Origin of the sequence: Methanosphaera sp. (genome assembly GCF_016282985.1) — an archaeon.
GTDB lineage: Archaea > Methanobacteriota > Methanobacteria > Methanobacteriales > Methanobacteriaceae > Methanosphaera.
The window spans coordinates 13,372-35,771 of the sequence record NZ_JAEELZ010000041.1 but is presented as its reverse complement, the minus strand read 5'-3'; the positions used below and the strand labels follow the sequence as shown (position 1 = coordinate 35,771).

Annotated in this window: 25 protein-coding genes; 9 read left to right on the top strand and 16 right to left on the bottom strand. The window is 30.6% G+C overall.

Annotated features, from left to right (window positions below; genetic code table 11):
- Positions 1–189 precede the first annotated feature (189 nt).
- From QZZ11_RS02715 to gdhA, 4 genes are all read left to right on the top strand, one after another.
- Positions 190–1,092 (top strand): FAD-dependent oxidoreductase, encoded by a 903-nt coding sequence (locus tag QZZ11_RS02715; RefSeq protein WP_292473368.1) that lies wholly within the window; start codon positions 190–192, stop codon positions 1,090–1,092.
- A 7-nt stretch (positions 1,093–1,099) separates the two neighbouring features.
- On the top strand, positions 1,100–1,309 hold the full coding sequence (locus QZZ11_RS02710; protein WP_292473366.1) for a hypothetical protein: 210 nt from the start codon (positions 1,100–1,102) through the stop codon (positions 1,307–1,309).
- A 23-nt stretch (positions 1,310–1,332) separates the two neighbouring features.
- A complete protein-coding gene (locus QZZ11_RS02705) occupies positions 1,333–2,448 on the top strand; it encodes an AAA family ATPase (RefSeq protein WP_292473364.1) in 1,116 nt (371 codons plus the stop codon).
- A 364-nt stretch (positions 2,449–2,812) separates the two neighbouring features.
- Positions 2,813–4,147 carry an NADP-specific glutamate dehydrogenase gene (gene gdhA, locus QZZ11_RS02700; RefSeq protein ID WP_292473362.1) on the top strand — a complete coding sequence of 445 codons (1,335 nt, stop codon included), beginning with the start codon at positions 2,813–2,815 and terminating at the stop codon, positions 4,145–4,147.
- A 187-nt stretch (positions 4,148–4,334) separates the two neighbouring features.
- On the opposite strand, the gene QZZ11_RS02695 is transcribed toward gdhA, so the two are convergent.
- Positions 4,335–6,473, bottom strand: a complete 2,139-nt coding sequence (locus tag QZZ11_RS02695) for a hypothetical protein (RefSeq protein WP_292473360.1) — start codon at positions 6,471–6,473, stop codon at positions 4,335–4,337.
- A 278-nt stretch (positions 6,474–6,751) separates the two neighbouring features.
- Between QZZ11_RS02695 and QZZ11_RS02690 the strand changes: the two genes are divergently transcribed.
- Entirely contained in the window at positions 6,752–7,150 is a 399-nt protein-coding gene (locus QZZ11_RS02690) for a PaaI family thioesterase (RefSeq protein WP_292473358.1), read from the top strand.
- A 188-nt stretch (positions 7,151–7,338) separates the two neighbouring features.
- Positions 7,339–7,749, top strand: coding sequence for a Holliday junction resolvase Hjc (gene hjc / locus QZZ11_RS02685; RefSeq protein WP_292473355.1), 411 nt, complete (start codon positions 7,339–7,341; stop codon positions 7,747–7,749).
- 71 nt (positions 7,750–7,820) lie between these two features.
- On the opposite strand, the gene QZZ11_RS02680 is transcribed toward hjc, so the two are convergent.
- Both QZZ11_RS02680 and QZZ11_RS02675 read right to left on the bottom strand, forming a co-directional pair.
- Positions 7,821–8,633, bottom strand: a complete 813-nt coding sequence (locus QZZ11_RS02680) for a dihydroorotate dehydrogenase electron transfer subunit (protein WP_292473353.1) — start codon at positions 8,631–8,633, stop codon at positions 7,821–7,823.
- 12 nt (positions 8,634–8,645) lie between these two features.
- Positions 8,646–9,563, bottom strand: a complete 918-nt coding sequence (locus QZZ11_RS02675; RefSeq protein ID WP_292473351.1) for a dihydroorotate dehydrogenase — start codon at positions 9,561–9,563, stop codon at positions 8,646–8,648.
- Positions 9,564–9,669: 106 nt separating this feature from the next.
- On the opposite strand from QZZ11_RS02675, the gene QZZ11_RS02670 reads away from it, so the two are divergent.
- Entirely contained in the window at positions 9,670–10,893 is a 1,224-nt protein-coding gene (locus QZZ11_RS02670; protein ID WP_292473349.1) for an ATP-binding protein, read from the top strand.
- Between the two features lie 11 nt (positions 10,894–10,904).
- Positions 10,905–11,570, top strand: coding sequence for a fibrillarin-like rRNA/tRNA 2'-O-methyltransferase (locus QZZ11_RS02665; RefSeq protein WP_292473347.1), 666 nt, complete (start codon positions 10,905–10,907; stop codon positions 11,568–11,570).
- Positions 11,571–11,590: 20 nt separating this feature from the next.
- Here the strand turns inward: QZZ11_RS02665 and coaBC are convergent, their stop codons facing one another.
- The 10 genes from coaBC to QZZ11_RS02615 all read right to left on the bottom strand — a co-directional run bounded on the left by coaBC (position 11,591) and on the right by QZZ11_RS02615 (position 19,539).
- Positions 11,591–12,745 (bottom strand): bifunctional phosphopantothenoylcysteine decarboxylase/phosphopantothenate--cysteine ligase CoaBC, encoded by a 1,155-nt coding sequence (coaBC, locus tag QZZ11_RS02660; protein ID WP_292473345.1) that lies wholly within the window; start codon positions 12,743–12,745, stop codon positions 11,591–11,593.
- Between the two features lie 9 nt (positions 12,746–12,754).
- The gene (locus QZZ11_RS02655) at positions 12,755–13,354 is read right to left on the bottom strand and encodes a PsbP-related protein (protein ID WP_292473343.1); all 600 of its coding nucleotides are present in this window, start codon (positions 13,352–13,354) and stop codon (positions 12,755–12,757) included.
- Positions 13,355–13,371: 17 nt separating this feature from the next.
- On the bottom strand, positions 13,372–14,061 hold the full coding sequence (locus tag QZZ11_RS02650) for a hypothetical protein (protein ID WP_292473341.1): 690 nt from the start codon (positions 14,059–14,061) through the stop codon (positions 13,372–13,374).
- Positions 14,048–14,884 (bottom strand): prephenate dehydratase, encoded by an 837-nt coding sequence (pheA, locus tag QZZ11_RS02645; RefSeq protein ID WP_292473339.1) that lies wholly within the window; start codon positions 14,882–14,884, stop codon positions 14,048–14,050. Before pheA ends, QZZ11_RS02650 begins: the two co-directional genes overlap by 14 nt.
- A gap of 111 nt (positions 14,885–14,995) precedes the next feature.
- Positions 14,996–15,820, bottom strand: coding sequence for a CBS domain-containing protein (locus QZZ11_RS02640; RefSeq protein WP_292473337.1), 825 nt, complete (start codon positions 15,818–15,820; stop codon positions 14,996–14,998).
- 109 nt (positions 15,821–15,929) lie between these two features.
- Positions 15,930–16,862, bottom strand: coding sequence for a CBS domain-containing protein (locus QZZ11_RS02635; protein ID WP_292473334.1), 933 nt, complete (start codon positions 16,860–16,862; stop codon positions 15,930–15,932).
- 49 nt (positions 16,863–16,911) lie between these two features.
- Positions 16,912–17,490 carry a CBS domain-containing protein gene (locus QZZ11_RS02630; protein ID WP_292473332.1) on the bottom strand — a complete coding sequence of 193 codons (579 nt, stop codon included), beginning with the start codon at positions 17,488–17,490 and terminating at the stop codon, positions 16,912–16,914.
- 270 nt (positions 17,491–17,760) lie between these two features.
- Entirely contained in the window at positions 17,761–18,423 is a 663-nt protein-coding gene (locus tag QZZ11_RS02625; RefSeq protein WP_292473382.1) for a 7-carboxy-7-deazaguanine synthase QueE, read from the bottom strand.
- Positions 18,424–18,472: 49 nt separating this feature from the next.
- On the bottom strand, positions 18,473–18,961 hold the full coding sequence (locus QZZ11_RS02620; protein ID WP_292473330.1) for a 6-pyruvoyl tetrahydropterin synthase family protein: 489 nt from the start codon (positions 18,959–18,961) through the stop codon (positions 18,473–18,475).
- 11 nt (positions 18,962–18,972) lie between these two features.
- Positions 18,973–19,539 (bottom strand): DUF366 family protein, encoded by a 567-nt coding sequence (locus QZZ11_RS02615; protein ID WP_292473328.1) that lies wholly within the window; start codon positions 19,537–19,539, stop codon positions 18,973–18,975.
- Positions 19,540–19,632: 93 nt separating this feature from the next.
- On the opposite strand from QZZ11_RS02615, the gene QZZ11_RS02610 reads away from it, so the two are divergent.
- Complete coding sequence (locus QZZ11_RS02610) at positions 19,633–20,667, top strand: nucleotidyltransferase domain-containing protein (protein ID WP_292473326.1); 1,035 nt, start codon at positions 19,633–19,635, stop codon at positions 20,665–20,667.
- Between the two features lie 16 nt (positions 20,668–20,683).
- Here QZZ11_RS02610 and QZZ11_RS02605 read toward each other — a convergent pair whose 3' ends face one another.
- The 3 genes from QZZ11_RS02605 to QZZ11_RS02595 all read right to left on the bottom strand — a co-directional run bounded on the left by QZZ11_RS02605 (position 20,684) and on the right by QZZ11_RS02595 (position 22,399).
- A complete protein-coding gene (locus QZZ11_RS02605) occupies positions 20,684–21,334 on the bottom strand; it encodes a DUF5612 domain-containing protein (RefSeq protein WP_292473325.1) in 651 nt (216 codons plus the stop codon).
- 601 nt (positions 21,335–21,935) lie between these two features.
- Positions 21,936–22,151: a hypothetical protein gene (locus QZZ11_RS02600; RefSeq protein ID WP_292473323.1), complete on the bottom strand. Its 216-nt coding sequence runs from the start codon at positions 22,149–22,151 to the stop codon at positions 21,936–21,938.
- A 50-nt stretch (positions 22,152–22,201) separates the two neighbouring features.
- Positions 22,202–22,399 (bottom strand): hypothetical protein, encoded by a 198-nt coding sequence (locus QZZ11_RS02595; RefSeq protein WP_292473321.1) that lies wholly within the window; start codon positions 22,397–22,399, stop codon positions 22,202–22,204.
- Position 22,400 lies beyond the last annotated feature (1 nt).

Here is a 22,400-nt window from a genome sequence, read left to right as displayed (position 1 = left end):
AAAAACCTCGAAGCATTTAATATATTTTTATTTAAAAATATTCTTCCAATATTTTATATGATAAGAATAGTATATAAAATTTAAAAATCAATCTTTTGAATAGAAAAAATCAAATATGTAAAATTTTAACTAAAAGAATAATACATATATAATTATTATTTATTAAAAAAAGAATAAAAGTGAAATTATATGTATGATCTTATTATAATAGGAGCAGGACCTGCCGGTCTTACTGCAGGCATTTATGCAGGACGTGCAGGACTCAATACCTTAATCTTGGATAAAGCCCAGTGTGGAGGTACTGCAAATACTGCCCCCCTAGTGGAAAATTTCCCAGGTATTGACAAAGTACCTGGTATGGACTTAATGAAAAGTACTTCCGAACAGGCAAAACAGTACTGTGAAATAATTGAATTTGTAAATATCACAAAAATTGAAAAGGCAATTGGTTTAAGTTATAACCTTGAAACAAATAAGGGTAATTTCAGTTCACAATTTTTAATACTTGCAACAGGATCCACCCATCAAACATTGGATGCTCCTGGTGTTGAAGAATTTACGGGCAGAGGTGTATCATACTGTGCCGTATGTGATGGAAATTTCTTCGTTGACAAAGAAGTTCTTGTTATCGGTGGAGGAAACAGTGCAGCTACCGAAGCTTTATACCTGAAACGTATCGGCGTGAAATGTAGCATTGTACACAGACGTGACACATTAAGATGTGATATTAAACTACAGGAAGATCTTGCAAAAAATAAAATCCCCGTTTATTGGAACAGTGAATTGAAAGAAGTCAAGGGAGATATGCGAGTAGAAGAAGCTGTAATTTCCAACAGAATGACAGGCGAAGAAATAACTGTCAAGGTAAGCGGCATATTCATTGCCATAGGAAATATTCCAAATAATCAGTTAGCATTGGAGTTAGGTGTTGAATGTGATGATTTAGGATATATCGTCACAGATAAAAACATGAAAACCAATGGTGATGGAATCTATGCTGTTGGTGATGTTACCGGTGGAATAAAACAGATTGTGGTGGCAGAAGGACAAGGAGCCATAGCTGCAGAAAAAATCCAATATTTATTAATCTAGGATTGTTATGTCAAAAGAAAAATTACAAAACCAGATAATTAATGATTTAAAAAACGATTTTCCCAACATTATTGTTGAAAAAGAGGAAACTTCCATAGTGATTAAAGCCGATGATGATACGTTATGGGAAATATTTGATATTCTTTATAAAGGATTAGATGACGTTGAGTTTAATATGGATAAAGATGAAGAAAATCATATAATTATCAAAATATAATCCAAATTAAAAGGGGTGATACAATGAAAAATAGAAATGATAATAGATACATGACTGATCAACAGATTAGACAACAAATCGTCCAAAACAGAATAGAAACAAAATTGTTAGTATTGGAACCGGTTGGTTACCCGGTTGAAAGTAATTTCATTGAATCTCCTCAAATTGAAGTAAGTAATAAAGAATTATTTGAGATATATGCAAAGGAACAATGGAATGGCTATAGAGTACATAAAAATCAGTACATCTTTGATCAGAAATTAATGCCTGATTTTGCTTTCCAGGTTGCAGAAGCAAGACCGGACAATTCATATATTACCAACAATACATCCATATTAGTAATTGCTCCGGAAAGTAATGTGAACCTTTTAAAAACTCAAAGAGACATTTGCTTTGATGACGTTATAGGTCAGGAAAAGGCTAAATCAAAAACAAAAATTATTACAAAGTATCTGGAGGAACCTGAAAAATTTAATGGATGGGCCCCTAAAAACATATTATTTTATGGTATGCCGGGTACCGGTAAAACCATGCTTGCTCAAGCTTTGGCAAATGAATTAAATGTTAATATTCAAATGATTAAAGCAACAAGTTTAATAGGTAATCATGTAGGTGATGGTTCCAGTCAAATCCATGAGCTGTATGCTCAAGCCAGACTTAAAAAACCTACAGTCATATTTATTGATGAGATTGATGCTATTGCCCTGGAGAGAAAATACCAATCACTGAGAGGAGACGTTACAGAAATAGTAAATGCTCTTCTTACTGAAATGGATGGTATGGACGATAATGATAGCGTTATAACAATTTGTGCTACCAATAATCCATCATTGCTTGATTATGCTATTAGAAGCAGGTTCGAGGAAGAGATTGAATTTACATTACCTGATGAAGAGGATAGGTTAAAAATTTTAGAGAAAAATATGAAAACTTTACCTTTGGAATGTATGTTTAATTTAAATGATTGTGTTGAAAAAACCAAAGGTTTTTCTGGTAGGGACATTAAACAAAAAGTTTTAAAGACAGCACTTCATAAGGCAATATCTGAGTCTAAAGAAGTGATAACTGATGAAGATATTGATTATGCAATCAGTGAAAGTCATAAAGAGTTTGTAAAATCCGATGCCATGTTTTCCTAATTTATTTTTTTTAAATATTATTATTATAAGTTATAAGTTATAACTTTTTAGTTATAAGAAATAAGATATAAGTTAATAAGATAGTAGTTATAACAAAGAATTTGATAAAACAAAAACATAAAAATAGAATCACAGAATTAAACAAAATAAAGAAAAAAGGACAAGGTTTAAAAAATTTTTAGAAAAATTAATTTAAATAACTATAAAATTAAACAAAATAGCTTTTTTAAACACTATAAAAAATAATTATAAATACTATGAAAACCATATATAAGTGTAGAGGAAACGGAAATATGTTTCCTATGTTCTTAATACCAAACGATACTAAGAAATAATAAAATTATTATAGAGGAGAAAAAACATCATGTCATATGTTGATGAAGTAATTGAACAAATTACAAAAGAAAACCCAGGTGAACCAGAATTTCACCAAACATTAAACGAAGTATACAAATCTATAGAAGTAGTAGTAGATGCAAATGAAGAACAATACAGAAAAGATGCACTTCTAGAAAGATTAGCAAACCCTGAAAGACAAATCAAATTCAGAGTTCCTTGGGTAGATGATGAAGGACAAGTACAAGTTAACACCGGATACCGTGTACAATTTAACAGTGCAATTGGTCCTTACAAAGGAGGATTAAGATTCCACCCTTCCGTTAACATAGGTATTATAAAATTCTTAGGATTTGAACAAATATTCAAAAACTCATTAACCGGACTTCCAATTGGTGGAGGAAAAGGAGGATCCAACTTTGATCCTAAAGGTAAATCAGACCGTGAAGTAATGGCATTCTGTCAAAGTTTCATGAATGAATTATACAGACACATAGGACAAGACCAGGACGTACCTGCAGGAGATATAGGTGTAGGTGGTCGTGAAATAGGTTACTTATACGGACAATACAAAAGATTAACCAAACAATACGAAGGAGTATTAACTGGTAAAGGATTAACCTATGGTGGATCATTAGCAAGAACCGAAGCAACAGGATACGGATTATTATACTTCACAAGAGAAGTATTAAAAGCAAACGGCGAATCATTAGATGGTAAAACCGTAACAGTATCCGGTTCAGGAAACGTAGCTACTTACGCAATTGAAAAAGCACAACAATTAGGTGCAAATGTAGTAACAGCATCCGATTCAACCGGATGGGTATACGACCCAGAAGGAATTGATGTAGCATTACTCAAAGATATCAAAGAAGTAAGAAGACTCAGAATGAGTGACTACGCAGCAGAAAAACCATCCGCAGAATACCACGAAGGTAAAGGTGTATGGTCTGTTGAAGCAGATGTAGCACTACCTTGTGCAACACAAAACGAAGTTGACATCGACGACGCTAAAAACATCGTATCCAACAACTACTTTGCTTTAGTAGAAGGAGCAAACATGCCTACAACTCTTGAAGCAACAAAATACTTACAAGACAACGGCGTAGTATTCGGTCCTGCAAAAGCAGCAAATGCTGGTGGAGTAGCTGTATCAGCTCTTGAAATGAGTCAAAACTCAGAAAGATTACACTGGACCTTTGAAGAAGTTGACAACAAACTCGCAAACATTATGCAAAACATCTTCAAACAAATTGAAGACAGCTGTAACAAATACGAACAAGGTAACGACTACGTTGCTGGTGCAAACATAGCAGGATTCGAAAAAGTAGCAGAAGCTATGCAAGCTCAAGGAATCGTATAGATTCGTTTAGAATCAATACATTTCTTTTTTTTAACCACCTTTCTAACTATTCTAATAAAATTTTAAAAATCATCAATTATAATATGCTAATTTTAAAAAGAGATTACTCATTGGATTTATATAAACAATAAATCTTTACAAAATAAATTTAAAAAATAATTTTCAAAAAAAAGAAAAAAAAGGATTTTTAATAATATGTTACATATTCCTCATCCACTGGAAGAAGATGTTCAATTGATTTGAATTCTCCATTATCCACAGTGACTTTCGCAATTCTCAACCATTTATAGTCATTATTTTGCACATATTGATTGCTTTCAGTGAATTTAGAAGAGTTATAATAATAATATCTTAAAGAATTTGGAGTTCCTATCCTTACTAAATATTTAACAGTAGTAACAGTCGAATAATAAATTTTTCTTGCATATAACGTATATGTTGCTGACTGTTTTGAAAAATCACAACCCGCACTTGAAAAACTTATTGGATGATATTTACGAGAAGTACCAAAACCATTAATTCCATCAGTGTTACCTGAATCATCAAAAATAAAAGCGGCTACAACAGTTGATTGATAATCATCTCTATAGCGAGCTGCCCATACTATATCGAATGATAAAAATGCATTCCTATTATATGAACTTAAGATATCAAAAGTATACATTGGAAAATTTGAATAGTCAGTTAAATCTTTAATTGAAAATTCTGATGATTGAACTACTTTATCCTCGAAAAAATTATTTTGATGATCAAATAATACATACACATGATGTTGACCTATATCATGACCACTAGGATCCAAATAACTAGTTGATAGAGCAAATAATCCATTTTCATCTGTTGTAACAAATTTTCTAGAATCATCAATGAAAATCGTCATTTTTCTATGTTTAATTGGCATATTATTTTCATCAATGACTTTACCAGATATTGTTAAATTTTCACCAAATGTAATATTTTTTATAGGATCCAAAATCACCCTACCTATTTTAGTAACTGGTTTAGGATACTCGAAAGTATATGTATTTATATTTACTGGCTTTTTATTTCCAATTATATTTATTAATAAAGTTATATTTCCATCAACCGGATGAGTACGGTAATATTCAAAATTAGCCGAGAATAAACCATTATATGTCCTATCTTTCCTTGTAACATCTTTTTTATCTCGAGTATACTCTTTTGGTAATACCACTTCAACATCCATATTACTTATTGAAACTCCATTTTCATCTGTCACTTTACCATATACTATAATATTATCCCCTACAAAAACATCTTTAATAGGCTCTATAGTAACAATTAATTCTTTTGCATCAACATCAAGTACAGTTTCTGTTTTGTTGAATCTGTAAACTTGATATCCCGGATAGTATGCTGTAACTCTTGTTATTCCAGTATACTTAGGAATGTAATCATAGGTGAAATTTCCGGACAGATCCGTTTTAACATATACTTTCTCACCGCCATTGAATAATAATCCAACACTAGTATTTCTCAAAGGTTTATCATTCACATCAGTTAATCTACCACTTATCGTGAAAATTTCATCACCAGTTTTTTGTATTTCATTTAATGAAACCTTGGTTGATTTTGGCATGACCCATAAATGTGAAGTTGATTGATTAAATCGGTAATAATGATATCCCCCATAATAAACGCATACATCTAAACTTCCACCAACAACTGGTTTGTAAAGATAATTGTAATTACCATCTTTATCCGTTTTGACGTATTCCTTAACATATTGGGTTATATTTTTTTCACCGTATCCTTTACCTGAAATCAATACACCAACTCCAGTATATCTAAGAACATTACCGTCACAATCCGTTAATTTTCCGGTAATATTAACAGCATCTCCCAAATCAATATCTTCAAGATCAGTCATTGAAACATTTGTAGATTTTGGTGCGATAAATACTGATGCATTAACCCCTTTGTTAATATCTTTATTAAATACAGTGATATTTAATTGTCCACCAATATCGGATTTATAAGAATAATTATAAACACCATTTTCATCAGTTTTTATAATTTCTGAAGCTACAGGCAAATATTCATTATCACCATAACCTAATCTTGTTAATGAAACATTAACATCAGTATTTTTAATGGCTTGACCATTATTATCCGTTACGTTACCCTTAATCGATACATGATTATCTACATTTACTTGATTAATTTTTTCAAGAGTAATATCAGATTCCTGACTTACAGAAGCAGATTGATCCAATGTAGTAAAATCATCTACTGCAAAAACACAACTTACTGAAAAAAATAATATAATTAATGCGATAAATGAGAACAAATACTTCGTTTTCATAGTTACCTCCCTTTAAATCAATTAATAAAAAATCTAAAAACGATATTAGTAATATCGTTAATTCTATATCTGTTTTTATTATTAAAAGTATTTTTCATAAATTTCATAATACCCCCATGGTTTTACAATGAAATTTCAATCAAGAGTAAAAATTAATAAAATTGAAAAAAAAGGAACCATATATTATAAAAATTGATATATCGATGAAACATTTTTTTAATGATAATATACATATAAAATATTAATTAAATTTAGTTAAATAGAATACATGTGATATAATGGGAACATATAAAACACTTGAGGAAGCTCGAAAAAATTTTAAAAATGATAAATTTGCTACAAATGCAGGAGTTACTTTAGATGAACTTACTGAAGAATATTGTATCTGTAGCATGGAACTTAATGACAATCATAGAAATGCATATGGCGGAGTAATGGGTGGAGCCATATTTACACTTGCTGACTTTGCGTTTGCTATATTATCAAACAATATACATTCATTAACTGTAGCTCAGAATGTAAATATATTATACCTCAGTGCACCCAAAGGCGATAAACTGATTGCAAAAGCAACGTGCAGAAAAAATGGCCGAACAACATCCATCATTAATGTGGATGTAAGTGATGACACAGGACGTGATGTTGCTCAATTTATTGGAACAGGATTTAAATTATAATTTTTAAATCTTCCTCTTTTTAAAGATATTTTTTTTTTGATGATAATAATCATATAAGTAACTAAGTTATAAGTTATAACTTATTTAATAATTACTTATAATAATAGAAGTTAAAGTTTAAAAGAAAATTCAAAATTAATAAGGAATGTTTAATAAAGATATAATTATAATTTTTTGGAATTAATAATATGAGTAAAACGGGTTCTGTTGAAGAAAGAGATTTGGTAAACAAATTATGGGAAGCAGGTTTTGCAGCTATGCGTGCACCTGCAAGTGGTGGTGCTACTAAAAGACCATTACCTGATGTTCTTGCAGGAAATAGTAAGTTATATCTTGCAATTGAAGTTAAATCTACTAAACAAGACCATATTTATATAGATAATGAAAAGATTACTAATTTAATAGAATTTTCTGAAATTTTTGGTGCAAAACCGTATGTCGGCGCCAAATTTATTAGAAAACCTTGGAGATTCATAAAATTAGAAGATTTGCACGTAACCCGTAGCAACAATTATCGTGTTAATACAGATCTTGCTTTTAGTAAAGGATTGGATTTTGAAGAGATTATTGGTGGAACAAAACAAACCAAATTAATCTAATTTTTTTTATAACTTATTAGTTATAACTTATTAAGTTATAATATAATTGTTTAAAAAATAAAAGAGAAGTATCAATACTTAACAATACTTCCCGCAGCATCCCTACGATACTTACCAAACTCGGATAACTGACTTAACTGTTCTTTATCAAATACAGGTCCTTCAACACATACCCTATAACCCGTATCATCTATACAGCATTGTCCACAGATTCCTAATCCGCATTTCATATATCTGTCCAAGGCCAATTGACAGTCAACATCATATTTTTCACTTAATTCCAGAAGTTTGTAAGACATAATTTCGGGTCCGCATCCAACAATTATATCGTAATCTCCTTCAGCTAACATTTCTTCGGCCAATTGAGTACTGAAACCACAGAAACCACAACTACCATCATCGGTACATTCATGTACAGAAATGCCCTCTTTTTTAAACCTATCCACAAATACCAATTCATCTTTTGTGGAAGCTGCAGATATTAATTCAACATTATCATAGAAGGATAATAATGGAGCTAACGAAGCAATACCTGAACCTCCACCTACAGCCAACACTTTCTTATAATCAGATAAGTCATATCCATGACCATAAGGTCCGCGGATACCTATTTTATCGCCTACATCAATATTATCATACATATTGTTTGTGAAAGGCCCGGCTTTACGTACTGTTATTCCCATAAGATTGTTTTCTCTGTCAATAATAGAAATTGTCATAGGTTTTTCATTAGTCAAATCCCATACCATTACAAACTGTCCCGGATGTATATCCTCCGTAATTTCAAAGGGAAATACAAAAGTTTTAACGGTCGGTGTTTCAATTATTGTTTCCTGAATTGTAACAACTTTTGGCACTTCATCATCGTAAACATTTTTTATCAATATAAACACTCCTTATAACTCATGTGATAATCCTATTATCTCTGTCACATTCTTGTATCCATTCTCTTCCAAGAAATTACTTAAATCATCGGAAATTGTCTGGAATATTTCCGGTCCGGAATACATAATTGATGTTCCAATCTGCAGTAAACTTGCTCCTGCATACATGAATTCAAGAACATCCTTATAATCTTTTATTCCACCAACACCAAATATTGGTATATCCACTGTTTTGTAAGTATTGTATACACACTTTAATGCTATAGGTTTTATCATTGGCCCTGCTATTCCACCAAGAACATTATTCAATATTGGTCTTGCAGTTTGATAATCAATCCTTAAACCAGGACCAACACTGTTTATCAATGTTAATGCATCGGCTCCGGCATCCTGACTTGCCTTAGCAATTTCAGTAATGTCCGTGACGTTTGGCGTTAATTTAACAACTATTGGCACATCTTTAATAGCATCTTTAACACTGCTGACAATGTCATAAGTCATCTCAGGATTTTCACCAATGTTTGAACCAAAACCACATTTTGCATGTGGACAGGACACATTTAGTTCGAATGCATCCACAAGATCTTTTGTACGTTCTGCAACTTCACAAAATACCTCTTCACTATCACCATAAATTGAAGCTATAACCGGCGTTTCCTTTCTCATTTCCTGCAGTTCTTTAAGTTCTTCCTTTTTTGCTTCAACTCCCGGACTTGCCAGACCCACCGAGTTTATTACTCCACCTTCTATTTTAACAATTGTTGGATTATCATAACCATCATTTGCCTCCAAACTAAATGATTTTGTTACAATTCCACCAGCACCTGCATTTGCAACCATTTTCATACCACTTGCAGTTGTACCAAGAATACCTGCTGCTAAAAATAATGGATTTTTAAGTTTCATTCCCAAAATGTCAGATTTTAACATAATACTATTTTCCTATCTTTTGATTTATAGAGTAAATTTTTTATCATTATAATTTTTGTCTTTCAAACTTAATTAATATTAATTAATAATACTAAAAATATTATACATGAAAGCTTTTATTACCACAACTAGTTTTGGATTTATTGCTACAGATGAAGAATTTAATGTTGTTGATAAATTCTTGTTTGAGAAAAAACAGATTGAAATTTTAGAGAAAATTCAACAGAAACAGATCATCGAAGAAGAACTTGAACTTATAACAAGACTTTCCGAAAAATATGATGAAATTATCATTGAAACACTTAAAACAAAGTCCAGTTATGAAATTGATGAAATAGAAAAAATATCTGTTGAAAAGACTACCGTTCATGGAGACTATATCAGAGAACATTTTGATGAAGTATTAACTCAACTTACTGATGCGAACATAAGAAAGACAATGAATGAAACTTACAATGAGATAACTTCCGAAAAAATTAGGGAATCAATTAAAACAAATGACGTTATGATTGTTGAAACAATCAATTCACTTGAAGAAATTGAAGATACTGCCGGAAAATTAATTGAACGTTTACGTGAATGGTGTACTCCTTATTTGCCTGAGATGGAAAAGTTACATAATCATGAATTGTATTCCAAAGTTATTGCAACACAAACATCCCGTGAAAACATCATAAACTCCAGAATTTTAGATAATACACATGTTTCTTTATCCGAAAATTATGATGTGGACATTAGTGAAAGTGATTTGGAAATTATCAAATCATTTGCAAACAGCGTTTACAGTTTATATGAAAGTAAAAATGAACTGGAAGAATATATTGATGAAAAAATTAAAGAGGTTGCACCCAATATGTATGACGTTGCAGGTGCCAATCTTGCCGCCAAATTAATTGCACACACTAATGGATTGGAAAATCTTGCAAAACTTCCAAGCAGTACCATACAGATTATCGGGGCAGAAAAAGCAATATTTAGACATTTGAAGACTGGTGAAAATCCCCCTAAACATGGTCTTATCTTCCAACATCCAAGCATTCGCGGTTCTAACTGGTGGGTAAGAGGTAAACTGGCACGTGCTGTAGCAAGCAAAATTACTATTGCCGCAAGAAAAGACGCTTTCAGTAATGAATATGATCCGAACTTAAAAGTTGAACTCGATGAACGAATTGAAGAAATTAAAAAATCACATCCTTTCCCTGAACGTAAAAAAAATAAAAAAGAAGAGAATGATAAAAAGTCCAAGAAAGGAAAAAAATCTAAAAAAGAAAAGGGAAAGAAAAAGAAACGTAACAAGAGGAAATTACGTAAAGGAGAATACAATTACTAGGAGGAAAAATTATGCAGATTAATAAGATCGGTGAAAATGTTTATCAGGTAGACAATAATATAGCTACTGTTAATTTAACTCCCGGCGTACAGGTTTATCAGGAAAAATTGCTGGAATATGAAGACAAGGAATTGCGTTTATGGAATCCCAGACGTTCCAAATTAGCTGCAAGCATTATTAAGGGATTGCATACATTTCCATTTAAAAAAGATTCCAAAGTTTTATATTTAGGAGCTTCAGCCGGTACAACCCCTTCCCACATTTCGGACATATGTACTGAAGGTAGAATATATTCTGTAGAATTTTCCCCTACAATGATGCGTGACTTCCTTGACGTTTCGGCCTTACGTGAAAATCTTCTTCCGATATTGGATGATGCCACCCGTCCAACAAATTACCAACACCTGGTTGAGAAAGTAGATGTAATTTATAGTGATGTTGCTCAAGCTACTCAGACAAAATTGTTCCTTGATAATTTCAAACTATTTTCAAAAGAAGATACCATTGGCATATTAATGATAAAAGCTAGAAGTATTGATGTGACAATGAAACCAAATGATATTTTTAGGCAGGAAAAAAAGAATTTAAAAGAGGGTGGTCTTAAAGTTATTGAAGAAATAAAACTTGACCCTTATGAGAAGGACCATATTGCGTTTATTTGCGAAAAATCATTTTAAAAAAAGTATGCAAAAAAAGTTTAAAAGAATAAACATACTTTTTCAACTATTTTTTTAGAAACATTGCTTTTAGAATCCAGGGACACTTTTTCATAATCCTCTTTATCAATAATGTAAACTTCATTATTATTTGAGCCGGGTCCGCCATCTTCAACCAAAATATCATTTGCAACAATCATATCCAAATCATATTTTTGCATGCGGTTTTTAGCTTTTTGTATTAACTCATCCTCATTGAGACCTGCTTCAGCTTTAAAACCCACTGCAAATACGTCAGGATTAATTTTTTTAACTTGTTCCAATAACTTAGGCAATCTTGTTAATTTAACAGTTATATCCTCATCGGAAGAAATCTTTCCAAGGGATACATCTTCAAATGTAAAATCAGATATTGCTGCTACTGAAACATAAATATCCATATCTTTAATTCTTTGAGTAACTGCATCCACCATTTCTCGTGTAGATTCTACATCAACCCGTGCAAAGACTTTTGGAACATGAACATGCATTAAACCACATATTAATGTAACATTTGCACCCTGACGATAAAACTCCTTAGCTATTTCAACACCCATCCTTCCAGAACTTCTATTAGTTAAACCACGCATAGCATCCATTTTTTCAAAAGTTGCGCCTGTGGCAATCATAACATTTTTTCCAGACAGCTTTTTAGCTGAAGTTAATCTCTCAACTTCCAGAACGATATCATGTTTTGACGGAAACTTAGCCTTACGTTCAGCTTCATTAGGTTCCATGAAATAGACATTTTTGTTATCTTCCCTAATCTTTCGTATATTTTCACTAATAGCATCATACATTGAAATATGCATGGAAGGAACAAATAATATCGGAGTATCATACCCACTAGCCGTTAATAACAATGTTGTTACTGTAGTGTCTGCAACTTTATGAGCAAATTTACTGATAGTATTGGCCGTTGCAGGAGCAACAAGAATTAAATCTGCCTGTGCATTTGTTACATGTTCAACATAACCAGTAATCTTAGTAACTACCCTTTTTTTAGTTGCAAATTCCATTGATAAAGGAGTGATTATTTCGGTTGCTGCTTCAGTCATAAAGCATTCAACATCAAACCCGTGCCTTTGTAATTCATGAACTAATTTCAAATCTTCCGTAGCGGCTATACTACCAGTTATACATAATATTATTTTCATTTTATCGCCCTAAATTGAGAAAAACGCATTTATTCGTTCCATTAATTGTGCTTGTAATGAGCTACCATTACCGTTTGAATCTCCCTGTAATGCAAAGGTACCGACGATTAAATCATAACTTGATCTTTCTTGCTCATATGATTCAAGAGGTGTGTTAAAGAGTACTACATATAATTTTCCATCGCTCATCTGAATCCATGTAGCAACATGTTCCTTCTGTGAACCATCAGCTTCATTTACTATATATCTATGTAAAATTACCGGTTGTCCATTTACTGATGTTTTAACCTCCTGAAGGTTAATATAGTTTGGAGATTGTACTAAATTTTTATTATTGTTACTGCAAGCAGATTGAATATCTGTTCCAAGTTCTGAAGGTACCTGTTGAATAACTGTTGAAATTTGTGAATTCTCTTTAGATGCAACTGCAGCTACAGATCCTTCGGCAACACTATTAACTACTTGCCAACTCTCAGGATATTGGAATGTTATCCCATTTGCTTCAAATGTTTCACCGGATTTAATTAAACCATCGGTTATACAACCGCTTAATGAAACAACAAGAATTATTAATAATGGAACCAATACCAATGTTTTATTTAATTTCATATTTTAACCCCAATTTTTTAATTACTCCTTGAAGAATAACTACTTTTTTTACTTGTATCTGATGAACCTGAACTAGACTGTTTTTTACTGCTTGATGATGAACTACTATCCGACCCGGATGTAGACGAACTTGATGATGAATTTGAACTTGATGACTTTTTAGTGGTTGTTTTTTTCTTAGTTGTTTTTTTAGTGTTGTTATAAGTTATATTTGAAGTATCTGCAGAAATATTAGTCTGTTGTGTAATTGTCTGATTAGCACTAAAAGCAGAATCAGATATAGTAACATTCGGTGTTGTATTCTGTTGATTAGAACTGATTGCAGAAAATCCTGCCAAAATACCAATTGCAAATGCCAATAATATGAAAAGAATTATAAATGCTCTTTTCGTAGATTTATTGAACATTTTTGAACGTTGTATTTCTCCATAGTCTTTTCCTTCACTTTTAGAATATTTATCTACAAAATCATCATACAACTCTTGTTTTTTAGCCTTTTTTTCTTTAATGATTGATGGTTTAAAACCTTTTTGTTCCTGTAATTTAGATACTGTTTCTTTGTTTCCTAATTTTCTTTCATAACGAATTCGTAAAGTATCATAATCTTCAAGAGAAATATTTCCCTTATCTTTTTCTTCTTCCAGTTCTTTTAATTTTCTTTCTATGCTGTGTCGAGAGCTTTCTCTAACTATTTTAATTCCCCCCAACATTTATGGTTGCATACGAACCCAATATTTTTATCATGCTTACCTCGGATTCAATGACGGATAATGTTTTATTTATATGAGATTCATTTCTATGTCCCTGCATATCAATAAAAAACAAATAGTTACCCATTCCCTTTTTTGAAGGTCTTGATTCTATTTTTGTAAGATTTATATCTTCTTCAGCAAAAACACGCAGTATTTCATACAATCCACCAGGTTTATCTCCTTTAAGAGAGATAACTATCGAAGTTTTGTCATTTCCAGTAATTTCTTCCTGAAAAGATTTGGAAATAACAACAAAACGTGTAAGATTATTATCATAATCCTGAATATTACTGGCTATTATTTCCAGATTATACTTCTGAGATAAAATTTCATTACCTATAACTGCTGCTGAGGACAATTCCGTAACGTAACGTGCTGCAGTAGCAGTACTTGACATTGCATGAACCTGTTTATTTAATTTATTAAGATATTTCCTGCATTGTGCCAGTGCTTGCTGATGAGAACATATTACTGTAATGTCATCTATTGAAGAACCCTTTTGTGCCAAAAGATTATGTTTAATAGGCAATTCCAATTCCTTTACAATATTTAAATCAAAATATGTTAAAGCATCCAAAGTTACCAATACTGATCCTTCGGTTGAATTTTCTATAGGGACTACAGCTTCGTCGATATCCCCTTGTTCCACTGATTCAAAAATATGTAATATATTATCAAAAGGAACAATTTTAGAATCCTCATCCACATAGTTTAACACAGCTTCATGAGAAAATGTACCTTCAGGTCCTAGATAACCTATCTGTTTATTTTTTTCCATTATATATTACTATGTATAACTAAATTTTTAAGTATTGTGAAGAATTAGTAAAATTTTAAAAGTAAATAAAAAATAGTCGTGTTTAAAAAAATAAGGTTTAAAGGAAATTAATTAGTAATTTCCTCTTTTTCTATTGAAATCATATATGTGTTTTAGTAAATCAGTTTTTGAAACTATACCCTGCACTTTGTTTTTATCATCAGCCACAGGCATTCCACTAAACTCTTTTTCAATCATTATTTTTGCTACTTCAGGAATTGTAGCATCTTTAGTGGTTGTTTCAATAGTTTGAGACATAACTTCTTGTACAAATAAGTTTCTTATTTGAGAATGTTGATATTTTTCAGGTACACGTTTTTTGAAATCAATAACTGTTTTTGCAACATCTTTTGCAGTTATAATACCCATGATAACACCAGAGCTAACTACTACCAGTCTTGCAATGTCATTATCAATCATTAATCTTCTTGCGTGTACTAATCTGTCATCAGGACCAACTGTAATTACACGTTTAGTCATGACATCTTTTATTTGAGTATTTTCAAATGGAACCATATCAGCTTCTTTTAAGAAGTCTGTTTTGGTGACCATACCAACAATTTTGTCTCCATCCATAATTGGAATTCCACCAATATGATTTTCAACCATTTTTTTAAGAACTTGTACTTTGGATTCTGAAATGTCTGCAGTTATAACATTATCAGTCATAATTGTAGAAATTCTCATATGAGATAATGGTACATCTTCGTATTTTGCTGAAGCAATTTTAAGTGCCATATCTTTTTCAGTGATTATTCCAACAAGTTCATCAGTTTTAGGAGAGATGACAGGCAATCTTGAGATTTTATGTTTACTCATTAGTTTTAAAGCATCAGATACTGTTTGATCTTTGCGTACTGTTACTATCCCTTTAGCCATTACATTTTCTATTGTCATTAAAATCAACTCCATAAATTTTTTAAACCTTATAATAATACTATTACTCTTTTTTGGTATAAAATATTTCCCTTTTAATAATATTTAAAAAGAGGTATTATTATTGATTTTATATTACAGCTTTTAATAAATCTCTTATTGTAATTATACCAATCAATTTTCCTGTTTCATCGTCCACTACTGTTAAACCTCTGATGTTTTTATCAAACATTACTTCAGCTACATCAGACAGGTTATCATATTTTGATACTGATATTACGTCAGTTACCATCAATTCTTCAACAGGAATATTTACAACATCTTCCCCTTCATTTGAGAACAATTTAGCGAATAATTTATGTTCACCTATGTATTTAAGTATGTCTGAAGCTGTAATGAAACCTAATAATTTTTCTTCTTTGGAATTTGACTTAATGTCTTCTCCCACTATAGGAATTCTTCTTAATGAATTTCTAACCATTATTTTTGTAATTGCTTCTATTTTTGTACCAGGTGTTGTTGTAATTAAATCAGTAGCCATGACATCCTGAACTTCAACATCAGAAATTAATTTTTGTAATTTTTTTACAACGTCTCCTTCGGTAACCATACCTACAATTTTGTTTTCAGAATTTACAATAGGGAATCCTCCAATATCATCTTCCAACATTAAATCTACGGCATCAAGAATTGTATCCTTATTAGTCATTGTTTTTACGCCGGTAGTCATAATTTCTTTTATTGGTGCGTTTATAGCTGATAAGAAGTTTCCTTTATGTTTATCAGTTATTAAACTGTATTTTTTTCCTCCTCCAAAGAAATCGAGGATATCCATTGTGGTTACTATTCCAATTAATTTACCGGTTCCAGGATCTGTAATTGGAACTCTTCTGATGTCTTTTTGACTCATTAAATTTGCAATTTCAATTATGGTTGAACTTTGTGAAGCTGTAACAACATCTTTAAATGCTATGTCCATTATGTCTCCATCATTGTCTGCTTTTTTAGTTTGTAAATTTAAGTTATCATAGTTTTTTAATTTTTTGATTAATTTATTTTTCATATATTCGTCTCCATCAGTTGTTTAAGTAATAATTGAATGCTGTTATTATTTAACTGTCTAAGTCATCATCGATACATTCTGAACAAAGGAATTGGCCATCCCTTTCATCTAATTGACCATATACACCACAGTTTTCACAAACACCTTCGTCTAAGTTTTCATCATAGTCGTTTGAATAGTTTGCATCATCATGGAAATTTTTATCATCAATATTTTTCTGTTCTACAAAAATTTCAATAAGTTCAGGGGATACACGAACAATATCCGTTAAAGTCAAAATACCCTTAAATTCTTCTTCTTCAAAGACCAATAAAACTTTACAATTATTCTTTATCATTACAGAAGAAGCTTCGTTTAATGAAGCATCAGAATTTATTCCAACATATTTTTCCATAACCATGCCTGCAGATATGTCCTGTGGCGAAATATTTTTTGATACAACCTTAGAAATAATATTATTGGTTGTAACTATTCCTTCTACTTTTTCATCTTCTATAACCACGGAACTAATATCATTTTTAGTCATTATATCTGCTATATCCGATATAACAGTATCACTACTTGCTGTAATAACATCATATGTTACAGCATCTTTAATACCAAAATTGTTATCCATTTCTAATTCCATGTTAATCACTACTCCGGGTTATTAAAAATTTTTATAATAACATAATTACTATTATGTTTTTTATTATATACTATTCTTTTCTTTAAACATTAAATGATATTACTAAATTAATCGAGTCTCCGACAAAAATATTTTTTTTTGACAGAATAAAGGTATTACTAAATAATAATAGCTAATAATCTTTGTTCCAATTACAAAAAAGTAATACAAAACAACAAAAGATAATTATGTCGGAAACCATAATATTAAAAAAAAAGAAGTGAATGAAACTTATTCTATTTCCAGGTATTTATGAATTTGAGGGATTATTGACACATTATAATATTTCCCTATTAATTCGGATATTGTAAACAGATTTTTTTTACTATCCCATAATGACATCGGACTAACCGGTTGAACAATAAGTTCCACATCACTACTAACAATAGTCTTCAGATCATTCAAAATATCTTCAATAATTTTAGTAGATGTTGTTGGAGATACAACTATTTTAACATAATATTTTAAATTATTATCTTCCATTATCCTAATAGATTTTAATTCATTTTCATATACAGTTAACCACTCATTTTTTGTATCAAAATGCTCGGGTAATTTAATATCCATAGAAACAATGTCAATGACATCCACCAAATCCAGTAAATTCTCAGGTAATGTGGCATTAGTTTCAAGCATTGCCCTGTAATTATATTTTAAAAGGAAATCTTTAATATATTCACTATGAATTAATGGTTCACCACCTGTAATTTCCAATGAATCAAAATCAGGAGTCATTAATGATTGAACAATATCATTTAATTCATCTATTGAATAATATTCACCAATATCCCCGGATTTACTATTTTCAGTGTCACAGTACTTACAATCAATATTACAACCGGCGAATCTTATGAATATTTGACGTTTCCCAATCAATAATCCTTCACCCTGGATACTGGAAAATATTTCAATAATTTTAGAGTTAATTTAAATAAACCCCCTCTTATTCATTAAAATAATAACGATATGATGCGCCCTGACCAATTCCTTCGTTAACCTGAACTTCAATATAATTTAAAAATTCCTTATTATCAATTTTTTCAACTATACTTTCTGTAATGTAAACAGATAAAGATTCTGCAGTAGTTGCTGTGATAGGAAGCAATACAACATCCTGTTGAGGCAATTTATATTCAAGACAATTAAGTACCGTAAATTCTATGGAATTGTCATCTTCATAAGTTACTTCCAAGTCAGGACTATTTACTGGAATAAGCACCCTATGATCCAATGATTTACATATCTCCCTTGTAATATTTTTTAGTATTTTAAAATCTATTACAAAACCGAATTGTCCGTTTCGTTCCCCATCCACTTCAACATCGACTATATAACTGTGTCCATGAATTTTTCCACAGGATTCATGGCCAATTACCATATGTGCTGCCGAAAACCTTAAATTTGTATGAATTCCATCTAAATTAACTCTCATAATCATTACTCCTAGAATACTTTAGTCTTTGTAATATCTTTATCTATTGTTTCAATCATTTCAATATATGCTTCAGATATTTCATCCTGCAATTTATGAATATCATCGATTGTCATGCCATTATCTTCCAATGCTGATGTTTCAACATCAACAGGTGTCCCCTCTGTTGTAATATTCAATGCAAAGTGCATTTTCATTGAACTGATTGATGCCGTGGCTATGGATACAGATAACTTTTTGTTATCTATAAATATGTCATCTCCATCCTGAGTGGTTTTGATACCGTAATTCAAAAGTTTGTCACGTGTAATCATAACCAATATTCTTTGTCTATGATAGGCCAACTTTAAGTTTCCCGGTTGTTCATCAAAATGTTCAACTATGAAATTTAACATATTGTCCCCTTTAATGTCCAATCCAACATCTTCATAGTCTATAAGATTATCACCGAGTATATTCATTGGTCCGATCCATGAGACTATTGTTGAATCCTTAACTTTAAATTCCTGAAAAGCCCATGATGGATTTATTTGACTACCATCATATTCATTTCCATCTTTCCATTTTAAGTACTGCATAATATCACTCTATATCTATTTATATATTTTAAAATTAATAATTTTAAGTATATGGTGAAGAAAAATATAAAGAAAGAAAATGGATTTTTTAATATGAAAATAATGCCTAGATTTTTTATTAGAACAAAAGATAATCTCTTTTTTGCCGTGAATACATATCATCATCCTGAAAGTCACTATGTTGCTTTTTTAAGATATGTTCCTGATGAAAAGGGTGAACGTGTATTCAATGGAGTAAAATATAAAAAACTTTCCAGTAACGAAGCATATGACTACCTAAAGAAACACCATCCCAATTATTTATTTAATTGGAATATTGAAGGTAAAAAGACCATGGGTGTTTTAAAAGAGGATGTTGATGAAATTTTAAATCCGATACACAGACTCAATGAAATACTCGCCTCAAAGGACAATAATGAACTATTCAATAAAATACGATTATTAGCTAAAATATTCCATGAAAAAGCCGGTATAAGTTATGATGACATGGGAATTAGTGGTTCCACATTACTTAATCTACAGAATACTACTACCAGCGACATTGATTTTATTGTTTTTGGAAAAGATAACCATAAACGGGCAATAAATTTATACTCAAAATTAAAAGAGGACGAATCCAGCCCCCTTGAAAAAATTAACGAGAATTATTGGAAGCATGTTTATGATAAACGTATTAAAGACAATTCCATGACTCTGGAAGAATTTATTTGGTATGAATCAAGAAAAAACAACAGAGGCCTGATTAAAGGAACTTTATTTGATATATCATTTACTTTAAAAGAAGATGAAATAGAAGAAGAGGAAGATATTTATTTCAAACCTCTTGAAAAAATAAAGATTAAGTGTAAAATAATTGATGATGATAATTCTTATGCCTATCCAGCTATATATTTAGTATCAGATGTTGAATTTATAGAAGGTAGTGATGTAAATATTGAAAAGATAGTCTCGTTTACACATACTTACACAGGAATTGTTAAAAATAATGAAAGGGTAATTGCATCTGGTGTATGTGAAGAAGTTACTAAAAAAGACTCATCAAAATATTACCAATTACTCATTGGTACAACAAGAGAATCCCTGGGAGAATACTTGAAACTTGAAAAAAATCCCATCAAGAATAATTAAAAAAAAAAGTAAAAAATTATAATGTCTCTTTAACTCGATCAATATCAAATTTAGCAGTATTAGCGACAGTCATTACTGCCATTACCCCTGCTTGAACAGGATCAGTTACAACAAGATCAGCATGATCCCTGACTGAACCAACCATATTCAAGCTTATTATTTTTACACCATAATTCTCCCTTATCTCATCAATTGCATCAACAATAGTACCACCCATCAAAGAACCAGCTAAAACAAGTACCTTGACACGAGGTAAACATCCAACCGCACGAACTGCTTCAGTTAATTTTTGTTCACCTACCAAAGGCAATGTATCCACACTGATACGTTCACCCCTAATATTATGCCTATCCGCTTCTGTAATTGCACCCAATGCTACTTGTGATACTTGTGCTCCCCCACCAATAATAATAATTCTTTTTCCCCATACATGATCCGTAGAAGGGGATATATTGACTTCAAAGACTTCATCAAAATTTTGTAATTCATTTAATAAATTTTCAATATCAATTACATCCTCTAATTCAATATACATATGAGCATAACCGGTTGAATCTTGAAACATATGCGTATATACAATATTAATATTTTTTTTAGCTAAAAAATCAGTAACTTTCCTTAAAACACCCGGTTTATCTATAGTTTTTATATTTATTGCATTTACCATTTTTTATCACATAAATTGAAGCGTTTGATAATTATAAAATTTAATTTCTAATTTATACTATGTTTAAAAAGATTTATAATAGTTAGTTTAATATTTTTCTTCCTCGAAAAAATATCAAAATTAAAAAATCATTTAATAAAAATAAAGTAACCTTTATATACTACCTTGTATTATATAATAATTGTGGAAAAAAACCACATCAATTAATATTTTAAAGAAGGATATTGTTAAAAAGATAAAAAAATTTATACAAATAAGACCCCTAAATATATGTTTAAATTATAATTCACCATTTGATAAAATCCTTGAAGAGCAATATCCTTATACACATCCCACAAATAATATTAAACCTATTACTTTTTTATTTTAATTTTGAAAATTTATTTATACATTAAAAATTTAATTAATGACATTTTTTTAAATCAATAAATAATTTCCTAATAATAAATAAACTTTTTTTATAAAAATTAATAATTTAAAGAATTCTAGAAATAGCAATAGATCAAATAATTGAATATATAAAAAATAAGTGTTTTCAAAATAATTTTAAAAATAGATAAAAGACAACAATATTAAAAAAGAGAATAATTATTTAAAAATATTAATAACTGTCCATACGGAATCTTTTTATGATTTTACCAAGAAAGCCCATTTCTTCTTGTTTTTTAACTTTTTTTGGTCTGGCATCATTAGGTAATCGTACTTCATAACCACAATTAGGACATAATACTTTATCCCCACCACAACCACAAGTACACTCTAATAATTCTTCTTTAGTTTCATCAAATTCATGTCCGCATAATTTACATTGAATCATAATGTTTCCTCTATAAAATTAGCATTATATAAAATTTTAAAAATAATAGTTTAAATTATGGATTTTTTAAGTTTAGATAAAAAAGATTCTTTATCAATTTTTGGTCTTAATTCCTTTGGAACTGCTACATCAATTCCACAATTAGGACAGGGAACATTTGCTCCATGACAATCAAAGCCACAGTTACATTGTGCTCTATCCACTTTTTTTTCATCAAATTTACAACCGCATAACATACATTGAATCATG